Raw genomic sequence first — 12,319 nt, 5'->3', positions numbered from 1 at the left:
AGGAAGGCCAATGCTTCTCAACGTCGAAAACCTCAACATTGACATCGCCACGGCGAACGGAACTCTTGCCGCCGTTCAGGATGTAAGTTTCAGCGTATCGAAAGGCGAAACTCTGTGCATCGTGGGTGAATCCGGGTGTGGGAAGTCGATCACCGCGCTGTCGCTTCTGGGGCTTTTGCCCAAGGTGGCAAAGCGGACGGCGCGGGAGATGACCTTCGACGGGATCGACATGCAATCGATCTCAAAGCGTCAACTGCGAGGTTTGCGGGGCAACCGTCTGTCGATGATCTTCCAAGAGCCAATGACCGCGCTGAACCCGCTGCATACGATCGGACGACAGTTATCGGATGTTTATCGGGCGCATCGTTGGGCCACTCGTACGGAGGCCAAGGAGCGAGCCGTCCAACTTCTCGAGCAGGTTGGGATTTCCAACGCGACGCAATGCTTGAACAACTATCCGCACGAGCTCTCGGGCGGGATGCGCCAGCGTGTCGTAATCGCCATGGCGCTGATGTGCGAGCCCGAGCTGATCGTGGCGGATGAACCGACCACGGCGCTGGACGTCACCATCCAGGCTGAATTGCTGCGACTGCTAATGGGCCTGCAGAAGTCTTTCGGGGTGGGGCTGATCATGATTACCCACGACCTTGGGCTTGTGTCACGCATGGCCGATAGGGTGCTCGTCATGTATGCGGGTCAGGTGGTGGAAACAGCGCCCGCCGAGAAACTGTTCACCAATCCGTCCCATCCCTATACCCGTGCGTTGCTCGGTTCAGTACCTGATCCTTCGCACCCGCGAATGAAGCCGTTGCCCTCGATAGGCGGCACAGTGCCTTCGCTTCTAATGCGTATGAAGGGCTGTCATTTCCACGACAGGTGTCCTCTCGCCTCTGATGCTTGCAGAAGGCCGATTGACCTGGAAGAGATCGGAGAAGGCCATCAGGCGCGCTGCATAAAGGCAGGCCAGGCCAAAATCCGGCTAAAGGTTGTAGCATGAGCGATAGATCCGTTCTTGAAATGCGCAAGGTCTCGTACGAATACATCGGGCGGAGGGGTATCTTCGGCCAAAGCGCCTCTGTGCGTGCGGTAGACGACGTCTCGATCGTCGTCAAGAGAGGCGATGTTCTTGGGATCGTTGGTGAGTCTGGGTCTGGGAAAAGCACGCTCGCAAAGATCATGCTCGGTCTCCTCCCGGCTACGCAAGGGGACGTCCTGCTGGATCGGCGGCCGATCGCCGGCATGACACGTCGGCAGATCGCCGGCCGGATGGGGTTCATTTTCCAAGATCCGTATTCGTCGCTGAACCCGCGCCAGACCGTGGGCACGATCGTGGCTTATCCGCTCTATTTGCGCGGCGAGGGCACGTCGGCGGAGCGGCAAGAACGAGCGCGAAAGATTCTTGACGTGGTGGGTTTGCCGTCACGTTTCCTGGAAGCGTATCCCAGCCAGATGTCGGGCGGCCAACGGCAGCGCGTCGCCATCGCGCGAGCTCTGATCTCACGCCCGAAACTGCTGATATGCGACGAGCCGACCTCGGCGCTTGACGTGTCGGTTCAGTCCCAAGTGCTCAATCTGCTTTTGGAGCTACGCGAGGAATTCGATCTGACATACGTGATGATCAGCCACAACATGGGCGTCATCCAGCATATGACCACGCACGTGGCGGTAATGTATCTTGGCCGGGTCGTCGAAATGAATGCTTCCGAGCCGATCTTCGAAAAGCCGCGCCACCCCTACACACAGCTTCTGCTGAACTCGACGCTGACGGTCGCGCCGGGTGCCGGTATTCCCGATCTGAGCGCTGACGCCGCTGCCCGCCAGGCGATGCGTGATTATCCATCCTACATTGCTCCTTGATGGTAAAAAGACCTCTGACGCCCCAGCCCGATTCGGTAATTGAAATAGAGATGACGCAGTTGGATTCCATACAGCAGCACAAATATCCACCGGTAGGAGTTACCGTTCAGACGCTGCGCAAGCAATTCAGGCTCACCCTGAATGACTTGGCGCAGAGATCGGGGCTTTCGATTTCGGCCGTATCAAAAATCGAAAACGGCCAAGTCTCGCCGACATACGACACCATCCTTCGCCTTTCGGTTGGGTTGGGTGTCGATGTGACCGAGCTCTTCGGCAGTACCACCAGCAAACCCGGTGCGGCAGGCCGCCTAGTCGTCACCAGAGGCGGCGAGGGCATTCTCCAACAGACACCTCACTACGAATACGAGTTGCTTGGCGCCGATCTCGCAGCCAAGCAATTCACGCCTCTGCTGACGCGTGTGCGTGCGCACTCAATCAAACAATTCACCAAAATCGAGGGACATCTGGGGGAGGAGTTCTTCTATGTGCTGTCAGGTGAGGTGATCTTGCACACCGAGCACTATGCACCGGTGCGCCTCTTGCCAGGCGACAGCAGCTACTATGACTCCACTATGGGTCACGCGCTCGTTTCGGCAAGCGAGGAGGATGCACTGATCTTGTGGATCGCCACGCGCGTCCACGGAGTATTGGTCCAGCCCTCTTCAGCCGTTTGAAGCGATCTCGCGCTAGCGCACGATGAACTTTTGCCGAAAAGGCATTCCGGTGATCTGTTCGCATGTGCGCTTTGACGGACGTGCCAAGGGTTTGAGAGGAAAAAATCAATTTGGCCAAGTCTTGAAGAGATTCTATGAGTGACGGAATTGGAAATAAAAACATCGCCGTGATTGGCGCCGGGGTAGCCGGAATCACAACCGCATACGCTCTTTCGAAGCGCGGCATCAACGTAGCTGTCATTGACGCACTCTCCGGCCCGGCCGAAATGTGCAGCCGCGCGAACGCCGGGATCATCGCTGTCGGACACGCGAAAGCCTGGGCAGGGCCGCAAGCAATTGGCGCCATTGTGAAAGCCATCGCGGGACGTGACCCGGCGGTCCAAATAACACGCCTGGGAGATCCTGCGCTTTGGCGTTGGGGCCTTGAATTCTTGCTCAACTGCCGCTCTTCGACTCATCTAAGGAACACCGACAAGCTCCAGCGTCTGAGCCGCTATAGCCGCGCTCTCGTCGCCGCGGCCGAAACCGACATGGACCTCCCCAAAGAGATCCGACATCAGGGCGGCCTGTATCTGTTCCGGAACAAGACGCAGTTCGACACTTATGTCGCCTCAATCAGGCGTCATGGCGACGGCGCAATCGAGGTGCTTAACCGGAAGGGGCTGATTATGCGCGAACCTGCGCTCGCCGCTATGCCCGATTTGGTTGGAGGGCTGTTCAGTGCAGCAGACTCTGTTGGCGATTGCCGGCTCTTTAGCCAACGAGCAGCCGCCTACTTGAGCCAGACACATAAGGTAAGTCTGCATTTCGATACCCGCGTCACAGGCTTTCGCCGCGTGGGCAATGCTATCGCGGCAATTGTAACAGACCGCGGAGAAATACCCTGCTCGGCAGTGATCTTGGCCACGGGTGTCGAAACGCCCGACATCACTCGCTCGCTCAGCTTTCGCCCCAATATATATCCAGTAAAGGGCTATTCGGGCACTTGGACGATTACGGATCCCGAGGGGGTGCCCACGTTGCCCTATGTCGACGAAACGGAATTGCTGGCTGTCGCAACCTTTGGCGGAAAGCTACGCGTCACCGCGATCGCTGAATTTGCGGCTCGCGATCGCTCTCTTCCCGAGGATCGCATTGAACCGATTGCCGCTTACGTGCGACGGTCTTTCGGGCACGCGGTGGATTTGGCAACGCCGGAATTCTGGTCCGGTCTGCGGCCAACCACCCCCGGTGGTCCCCCCTACCTGGGCCGCATCCGGCGGTTCGACAATCTTTGGATCAACGCGGGGCACGGGCAACTCGGCTGGACGATGGCGTTCGGCTGCGGCGAGTTGCTGGCGCAAAGGATCATAGGCGAACAAATATCGTTAGAGGACGTCAGTTCGAGGGCTCGATGGCTTTCATAGCTTTGCGTTGCTGCCTGCAACTTCGACGTGCCGCGATTCTGGACGGAAGCTACGAAGCTCGCCGACGGAGCGATACCACAAGGAGCAAACGGATATGACTGATGCCGCTATCAGGATCATTGATGCCCATACCACTGCGGCAAGTCTCCCCTTCGATGCACTTGTCGACCCGCTACAGGCCGGTTTTCACAATGGCTGTGTGGTGCCTGCCCGGCATCATCATCATCTCGAGAAAACTGGTGAGCCGGATGCAACCCTTCTTCTCATGCCGGCCTGGGCCAAACCCGAGGATCAGGATCAGTTCCTGGGGGTCAAGCTAGTCACTGTGGTTCCAGGAAACGCAGCCCGAAGCTTACCCGGACTGACGTCCACCTACATCCTCTACGATGCGGTGACAGGCCGACAACTGTCCTGATGGATGGCAATGTCATCACGTCAAGGCGAACGGCGGCCACGGCCGCATTGGGCGCTCGTTTTCTCGCTCGGCTGGACGCACGCTCAATACTAGTTATAGGCGCTGGTCGGGTCGGCAGCCTCATTCCTGACGCTTACCTCGCCGTTAGACCGGTCGAGAAAGTGTCGGTTTGGGATATTCAACATGAGAGCGCTGACAAGCTCACTCGCTCATTGAATGAGCGCGGGATTACCGCTCAGGTCGTGACTGATTTGGAACAGGCCGGAGGCGCGGCGGACATTGTCACAGCTGCCACCCTTGCCCCCGAGCCGGTCATCAAAGGACAGTGGATTCGTAAGGGAACACACATCGCTCTCATTGGCGCCTTTACCCCAGAAAGTGAGGGAGGCAGACGATGCAGCGTTGATGATGGCCAGGGTGTTTGTCGATCCGCACGAAACCGTTGCACGAGGCGGGTGAACTCGTTCAGCCCATAGGAGGCGGCGTGCTTGCCAAGGAACATGTCCTCGGCACGCTCGAGGACCTTGCAAACGGGAAAGTGAAGGGGCGCACCGCCGTTGATGAGATCACCTATTTCAAAGCGGTTGGATCCGGGTTGGCCGACCTTGTCGCGGCTCGCATGGTCTGCAAGAGCGTTCGCGCGGCTACCGCGCGTTTTTAGCACAAACCGCATGCGAGCAGCGCGCGAGACGGTGGGCGGCAACGCAGCACCTGCAATTAACTGTCAGGAACGGTTCTCAAACCAGCAACAGCCGGCCCAATTCCCGAAGGGAGCATTGTGTGAACGAAAGCGTTGAACCAGCATCGACCAAGCCGGCAGAGGCTCGCTTGCGCGTAGCCATTGCTGGCCTCTTGCACGAGACGAACACGTTCGCCCCGTTTGGCGCCTTCTACGACGACTTCGCTCGGGCCCACGGCTGGCCAGCAATAACGTTTGGCGCTGACATTCTCGATGTCTTTCCTCCCCTTGAGATCCCGATTGGGGGCTTCATTGCTGCCGCGAAAGACACGTGCGATCTCGTGCCCATAGTGTGGGCTGCGGCCGAGCCGACTAGCTTCGTGTGGGACGACGCTTTCGAACGGATCGCCACGGAGATCTGCAGCGGCATCGCGGCCGCTGGGAAGCTCGACGCGATTTTTCTCGACCTTCATGGCGCTATGGCAGTCCAATCATATGAGGATGGTGAAGGAGAATTGCTTCGAAGCGTCCGAGCATTCGTCGGACCTGAGCTGCCCCGTCGTCATCAGCCTTGATCTTCACGCCAACGTCACTGAGACGATGGTGAATTGTGTGATGGCATCGCTCTGTTTCGCACCTACCCGCACATCGACATGGCCGCGACCGGTCAACGCGCCTTTACGCTACTAGGGCACCGCATCCGACATGGCAGGGCTCTGGCAAAAGCGTTCAGAAAGCCGCCGTTTCTGATTCCGCTGGCCGCGCAGTGCACAGACGTCGAGCCTTGCAAGAGCCTGTACCAGAAACTGCCGGACTATCTGGACGCCGCTGTATTCAATCTTGACATCGCGCTAGGTTTTCCTTTGGCCGATATTCGGGACTGCGGCCCGGCGATAGTAGCTTACGGGACAGATGCAGCGGCCGTCGCAGCCGCAGCCGACAAGGCCTGCGCGGCGATGCTCGAGGCTGAAAGCATGTTCGAGATGCCGTTGCTCAGCGTCGGACAGGCAGTGGAACATGCCCTACGCCACGGAGGCAGGGGCGGAACGATCGTCCTCGCCGATGTTCAGGATAGTCGATCGGCTTAGGGCGGGATCGACAAGTTCGTTCCGGCCTGATCGCCCGGCGCCGATCCTTCGGGCGCTCCAGGCCCTGCGGGGCGTAGATCTGATTGTTGCCGTGACATTCGCCACCGAGGCTGGCGACGTGCAGCGGTTCGAGAGCCCGCGCCAACTCATGGGTATCTCGCCTCGCCCCTCGCTTGAGCGGTAGTGTAGGACAGTGCTTGCTGTCGGCTACGCCCGCAATGGAGTGCGCCAGCTGATCGGGGCTTAACAATTTTTCGCTTTTTGCTGCGCCCAACTCTCGGCTATGACTCGGACAGGCCTAATGGCCTGCCCACGTTGCATTGTAGAAGAAGGAACAACTATATGACGACTGGAACGGTAAAGTGGTTCAACAGCACCAAGGGGTTTGGATTTATCCAGCCTGACAATGGCGGTCCGGATGTTTTCGTCCACATTTCCGCTGTCGAACGCGCGGGCCTCTCGACCCTCGCTGACGGCCAGAAGATCAACTATGAGATCGAGCAGGATCGCCGCACTGGCAAGTCCTCCGCTGGCAGCCTCAGCAAAGCTGGTTGAAATTTTCTCCTGCGAAGTCGCGAGAGTGGGCGTGCAGGCCCGGAAGTGCTCACTGCCGCTGGATAGGGACGAGCAAAAAGTGAGGGCAGCAGATTGCTGCATGGGTCGCGAATTCCTCATGAAACAAGTTGTTGGAAAGGAAGGCGGGGTTGGCCCCGCCTTTTTTATGCGACGCCCAGATTAAGCCGACGGCTGCAACGCTGCAGAAGGAATTTCAACTGCCGCAATCAAGCCGCGACCTTCTTGCGAGTTCGCTTCGTCGGCACCGGCGCTTCCGGCTCTTTCGGCGCTTTCGGTTTGCGGCCGAGCCCCATCGTTTTCGCCAGTGACGAACGCTTCGCGGCGTAGTTCGGCGCCACCATGGGATAATCCACCGGCAGGCCCCATTTGGCCCGATATTCACCCGGCGTCAGCCCATAGTGGGTCGACAGATGGCGCTTTAAAGATTTGAATTTCTTTCCGTCTTCAAGGGAGATGATGTAGTCCGGTGTCACCGACTTCCTGATCGGGACTGCAGGCGTAAGGGCAACCGGCTCTTGTGCAGAGATACCTCCGGCCGTCGCTCTCAGAGCCGCATGCACTTGGCCGATGAGGCCAGGGAGATCCCCCACCGGGATCGGATTGTTGGACACGTAGGCCGACACGACATCGGCGGCAAGCTCAATGAGTGTGTCGACGTTTTTTCCGGCTTCTTCTGTCATGAAACTCTCCAGGCGGTGAAACATAGTCAGCGAAGCGTCGCTTCATAGGGCCGGTTGCCGCTGAAAGCAACAATGTCTCTGACTGAGTTATTGCCAATGCTCGTCCAGAAGCGACATCGATGCGCCACATTTCGCGTTGTGACCGCTGAGCCACTCGTTGTTGGCGACCCTGCCGAGGTGCGTGGCGCGTGCCGCTCTAACTTTGCGCCGATGTTGCTAGTAGCCTCGAGCCTAAGCGCGCTATTTTTGTCGCGCTGTTGCTTCTTTGGACTGTGAAATCGAGCGAAAGTGATCGCTTGATGGTGGTCGTCAAGGACGATGGAACAAAAGTTCATTGGCAATGGCCAAAGCGATGTAAGTTCATCGCCGGTGAGCCGCTCTTGCAAGGGGGCTGGGAACCGCCGCTGATAAACCAAGGACATCAATGTATTTCGAGGCGTTTCTTAGCCGGTCCTGGAGAGGCGGCAATGGCTCCGGATGACACCTGTTCCACGACATCAAACAGCGCGGCGACCGGGCAGCTTCTCGAATCTGGAGCGGCTTCTCGCAAGTTGGCGCCGCGCCGAGAGGCCGGGTAAGGACAGTGAGCCGCCTGCATCAATCATACGCATCAACCAGCCAGCGACGCGTCCTCATACGGAATGCCGCGACCGGCCGTGTGAACTCGCCGGTAGTCGCCGAGGCCCTCTGCATGAAGCGTCCGGATGTGCTGACGATCAACCAGGCCAGAAAGGTCGACGTCCTGAAGCAGGGATGACATGAGTTTGCCACTATGCGCAGGCTTGCCATGCCCTTCCGCGGCATTTTGCGGGGCCTGTGAGTTGGGCAAGCTCGGCACTTCGATCGACTTGGCGTCACCCGGCTCATCGCCATCACGCGTTTCGGTCTGGTCCTACGCCGTGACGTTGACTCCGTTCGCGATGCCATTGAACTGCCGTGGAGAACGGCCGAGGCGGAAGGGCTGATCAACCGCCTGAAGACGATCAAACGTACCATTAGGCAGCGCCGGCTGCGAGCTCCTTAGGCACGCATGCTGCCACTCAGCCGGCCTGATCACCACACGAAGCGAGGAAGAACCTGGTCAAGTGCAAAGCGACAATTGCCTCGACAGCAGGTCCCGGAAGGTTTATGCTGCCCGATGTTACCGCAATCCTGGAATGGCGATTGAGTACCTTCACGAGTGAAGGGAGTGGAACTGCTTTGTCGGCCAAATTGTTGACGGAACGCCCGGCGCCCATTGTTGCTACATGTCTAGATTCTTGGGGCGTTTTGGATGATGCAATCCACCACCTCACTCCAAAGGGCAGTGGAATCTGGAACAATGTCGCTTTTGTACGCACGACTTCCTTCGTGCCCGATTGGCATGTTGTCTTTAACTCTGCTTCTCTTTTTGGGCTCCCTGTTGATATCGAGGCGAGCCCCAACAGGACAATTTTTGCAATCGGCGAACCGCCGACGAAAGCTCATCGTGCATTTCATGAAGGGCAGGGGAAAAATACTATCGTCCTGACGTCTGACGCAGAGCTGGTTGCTCGGCAGAATGCAGCGCGCCGATTCGTTTTGTCTCCACCGATCACTCGGTCTTGGTCTGTAAACAAGACATATGACCAACTTCTGGTCAGCGAAGTCGTGGATAAGCCACTTCGGCTCTCATGGATTACCAGTAACATCGCCCTGCTTAAAGGACATCGGTATCGGCTGGCGTTTCTGGAACGGCTAAGAAAGGAGCTCGATTTTGACCTGTTCGGCCGAGGTTTTCGGCTGATTGGAGATAAATGGAACGCACTCGCACCTTATCGTTACAGTATAGCGTTCGAGAATACTCGTGCTGATTACTATTTTACAGAGAAGATTATGGACTGCTTCGTCGCTGAAACAATGCCGATCTATTACGGCAGCCCGGCAATCACGAGGTTCTTCCCTTCGGACTCTATGGTTCTGATTGACCCAGAGGACAAGAACGTAATCCAAAAAATTCAAGAAATCATCAACTCAGACCTCTGGAAGGAACGTCGCAGCGCAATAAGAGAGGCGAAGCGGCTAGTCCTCGAGAAATACAATACGTTTGCTTATCTCGCGGGCTTCATCGAAAGCGTTCAGGATAAACCCTTACCGCCAGAAATTATACACATCGAATCGCCTGAAGTTGATTTTGCAACAGACGAATGAATTACTCCAACGCTCGCTTCGCGTGCCCGGCGGTTGGTGGTCTGGCGAGATCGGTGCGGAACGCTCGGCGGAGAATGCCTGCTGCGCAGACGGGCCGGCACGGGCGCACAAGGTCATGCGCCCCCGGCTGCCGCTGATCAGACGAACTGGGGAAGGCCAGGAACGGAATTGAGGACCTCGTCCACGAGTTCGTCGCCGGCATGTTCCTTGGCGCAGGCGATCGTCTCGTTGGCGAGGGCGGCGATCTTTGCCATGCTGAGACCCTCACCGATCAATTGCTGCCCGAGCCCCATAAGGCCGCCACCCTCTGGGTCGTCGCCATGATACTTCGCTACTAATTCCGAAGCTCCCGGAATGGCCTCGATCATGCGCGCGCCGGGACCGTCGGCCGCGTGGCTCCGCAGGAAACCCAGCATTAACCCAACGGCCTTCTCTGCGAGAGCCGGGCCGATGCCGGCACCAGTGGCGATGCGCGGTAAGATTTCTTCCATGCAGGGTCTCTCTCTCTTTGATTAGGTTTACAAGGGGCCGGTCCGGCGCCCCGCGCCCTTGGCCGAACCACAATGGAACTCCACAAAATAGGCCAGCGGAAGTGCTATTGCGCCTAAAACCGCCTCTGTCAACGCAAGCTGCGTCGGACGTGCGTGTTTCGCAAACCGAAGATCATTGCAATTCACTTCAGTACGCATCGGCAACCGCACAGTTTTGCGGTGGCTCGCTTATGGGCCAATGCCCCCCGCCCGTCAAATGATGACGACAACGTGGTCAGCGCCTAGGATCTGTGGATCAAGGTGAGGCAGTTACAGCGGGTGGACCTGCTCAAGCGCGGCGCCGTCGACACAAAGGGCTAGATTGGCGATACTGCGCGTGTTGGCCATGTCTTTCCTCGCGTGATGGGATGTTCGTAGAAGCGGAGCTATATGCCGGTGTGACGGTCCCCAAAGGCGGAACGCCTGTTCCGATACGACATCCATACTGTCACATAGAGCGTTGCTGCTTAGGTATTGAAACCGCCATCGCTGGTGACATCACAATGTGCAGTCGGCGGGTGTCGATAAGGCCGATTCACGCAATCAGCAGGTCAGGAGGAACGAATGAACCCGGACGGTTCAGAAGCTCACTTTTCGCAAGGCGTGCAGCGCACCTCGTGCAAGAGATTGCCAGTCTTGCGCATGCTGTGACTTTCTGAACCTTGGCTGGAAGATCGCAGTGACCGAATCTACGAAGCCGCCCTCAGGGCGTGCTTTGATGCATACAACTGGTTGCCGAGCAGGGATACTCCTTCTCCCTGAAGCCAATCGAGAAGAGCGATCACTTCCAAGAGGGTCCCAGCTCAGCTGCGAAAACAGGTGTCAGACCCCGTCCTCTCCCTCAAGCTGATCTAGCTCAGGGCGTTCATGAGCCGCAGATCGCATAATGGCTGCGTGGACGACGCAGGAAGACCAATTATGAAAATCCTATTCAGTACGATGGCTGTCACCTTGCTGGCACCCACCGCCTTTGCTGCGGATTCGATCCCCACCGACCTCAGAGATACGGCATTGGCCACCTTCACGGCTTTGCCATCCACCACGCCGACAGTCACCAACAACCCGATCACCCCGGAAAAGATCGATCTCGGCAAGGCACTGTTCTTCGATCCACGCGTCTCGGCGTCAGGCGTCTTGTCGTGCAACTCATGCCACAACCTGGCCACCGGCGGCGACGACAATCACGAAACCTCGATCGGCCATGGTTGGCAGAAGGGACAGCGCAACGCGCCGACTGTACTGAACGCTGTCTTCAACATCGCCCAGTTCTGGGATGGTCGTGCCGAAGACCTGAAGGCTCAGGCGAAGGGACCGGTCCAAGCCGGGATCGAAATGGCCAATACACCGGGCCAAGTCATCGCCACGCTCAAGTCCATGCCGCAATATGTCGAGTGGTTCGATGCAGCTTTTCCCGCTGAAGCCGATCGGGTCACCTTCGACAACTTCGCCAAGGCGATCGAAGCCTTCGAGGCGACGCTGGTCACACCGGCTCCGTTCGACAGCTTCCTGAATGGTGATGAGGTTGCCATGACTTCCGAACAGAAACAGGGCCTGGCGCTTTTCATGGACAAAGGCTGCTCGTCCTGCCATGCCGGCATCAACGTTGGTGGGCAAGCCTATTACCCATTCGGCCTTGTGGAACAGCCCAGCGCCGAGGTCCTGCCGGGCAAAGACAAGGGCCGATTTACGGTCACCAATGCAGCTGACGATTCCTATGTTTTCCGCGTGGCCCCGCTGCGCAACGTTGCACTCACGGCGCCATACTTTCATTCGGGCAAGGTTTGGGATCTGAAACAGGCCGTTGCCATCATGGGGACCACCCAGCTTGGTGTGGTACTGGCGGACGAAGAAGTCGACCTGCTTGTTGCCTTTCTCAACTCGCTGACCGGAGAGGCACCCGACGTCGCCTATCCCATCCTACCCTCAGAAACGGCGACAACGCCCCGGCCTGTAACGCAGATCTCAGGAAAATAAGGGCCAGCTGGCTGCGTACGTCGCAATCGAAAATGAGTGCGACTTTTACTTGGGCGACACGGAATTGCGACGTCCATCTCCGAATTGGCGGGACGCTAGCGATACCCGAAACCTGCCACCGCGCCGTAGTCTGCGCGAATCAAGTGGGGGCGGACAGACGCAGCAGCATATATTGTGGCCGCCTGAGGTAGTGTGCTGAGAGTTCTGCAAATTCGCTGAGAGGGGGCGGTCATGGCAGGCTGGTGATTGTTCACGTCACCTGATTCCCGCG

At 57.9% G+C, this 12,319-nt stretch carries 9 protein-coding genes and 3 pseudogenes; 10 read left to right on the top strand and 2 right to left on the bottom strand.

Features of this window, described 5'->3' with window-relative positions:
• The first annotated feature begins 10 nt into the window (after positions 1-10).
• The 8 genes and pseudogenes from NKI32_RS26285 (at position 11) to NKI32_RS26250 (ending at position 6,674) form a co-directional block, all read left to right on the top strand.
• Complete coding sequence (locus NKI32_RS26285) at positions 11-997, top strand: ABC transporter ATP-binding protein (protein ID WP_353004288.1); 987 nt, start codon at positions 11-13, stop codon at positions 995-997.
• A complete protein-coding gene (locus tag NKI32_RS26280; protein WP_353004286.1) occupies positions 994-1,857 on the top strand; it encodes an ATP-binding cassette domain-containing protein in 864 nt (287 codons plus the stop codon). Before NKI32_RS26285 ends, NKI32_RS26280 begins: the two co-directional genes overlap by 4 nt.
• Positions 1,858-1,907: 50 nt before the next feature.
• Positions 1,908-2,531 carry a helix-turn-helix domain-containing protein gene (locus NKI32_RS26275; protein WP_353004284.1) on the top strand — a complete coding sequence of 208 codons (624 nt, stop codon included), beginning with the start codon at positions 1,908-1,910 and terminating at the stop codon, positions 2,529-2,531.
• Between the two features lie 134 nt (positions 2,532-2,665).
• Positions 2,666-3,937: an FAD-dependent oxidoreductase gene (locus NKI32_RS26270; protein ID WP_353004281.1), complete on the top strand. Its 1,272-nt coding sequence runs from the start codon at positions 2,666-2,668 to the stop codon at positions 3,935-3,937.
• A 94-nt stretch (positions 3,938-4,031) separates the two neighbouring features.
• Positions 4,032-5,013, top strand: a pseudogene (lhpI, locus tag NKI32_RS26265) (bifunctional Delta(1)-pyrroline-2-carboxylate/Delta(1)-piperideine-2-carboxylate reductase).
• A 119-nt stretch (positions 5,014-5,132) separates the two neighbouring features.
• Positions 5,133-6,119, top strand: a pseudogene (locus NKI32_RS26260) (M81 family metallopeptidase).
• A 40-nt stretch (positions 6,120-6,159) separates the two neighbouring features.
• Positions 6,160-6,273, top strand: a pseudogene (locus NKI32_RS26255) (transposase); the annotation flags it as partial.
• Positions 6,274-6,461: 188 nt separating this feature from the next.
• Positions 6,462-6,674, top strand: a complete 213-nt coding sequence (locus tag NKI32_RS26250; RefSeq protein WP_023671852.1) for a cold-shock protein — start codon at positions 6,462-6,464, stop codon at positions 6,672-6,674.
• Positions 6,675-6,901: 227 nt separating this feature from the next.
• Here the strand turns inward: NKI32_RS26250 and NKI32_RS26245 are convergent, their stop codons facing one another.
• Positions 6,902-7,375, bottom strand: a complete 474-nt coding sequence (locus tag NKI32_RS26245) for a Ros/MucR family transcriptional regulator (RefSeq protein WP_353004279.1) — start codon at positions 7,373-7,375, stop codon at positions 6,902-6,904.
• Positions 7,376-8,503: 1,128 nt separating this feature from the next.
• Here NKI32_RS26245 and NKI32_RS26240 point away from each other — a divergent pair.
• A complete protein-coding gene (locus NKI32_RS26240) occupies positions 8,504-9,544 on the top strand; it encodes a glycosyltransferase family 10 domain-containing protein (RefSeq protein WP_353004278.1) in 1,041 nt (346 codons plus the stop codon).
• Between the two features lie 137 nt (positions 9,545-9,681).
• Here NKI32_RS26240 and NKI32_RS26235 read toward each other — a convergent pair whose 3' ends face one another.
• Positions 9,682-10,035 carry a hypothetical protein gene (locus NKI32_RS26235; RefSeq protein WP_353004276.1) on the bottom strand — a complete coding sequence of 118 codons (354 nt, stop codon included), beginning with the start codon at positions 10,033-10,035 and terminating at the stop codon, positions 9,682-9,684.
• Positions 10,036-10,992: 957 nt separating this feature from the next.
• Between NKI32_RS26235 and NKI32_RS26230 the strand changes: the two genes are divergently transcribed.
• Positions 10,993-12,048 (top strand): cytochrome-c peroxidase, encoded by a 1,056-nt coding sequence (locus tag NKI32_RS26230; RefSeq protein ID WP_353004274.1) that lies wholly within the window; start codon positions 10,993-10,995, stop codon positions 12,046-12,048.
• The last annotated feature ends 271 nt before the right edge of the window (positions 12,049-12,319 follow it).

It is taken from the genome of Mesorhizobium sp. M0761 (assembly GCF_040320205.1).
GTDB lineage: Bacteria > Pseudomonadota > Alphaproteobacteria > Rhizobiales > Rhizobiaceae > Mesorhizobium.
This window is presented reverse-complemented; position numbering and strand designations above follow the sequence as displayed.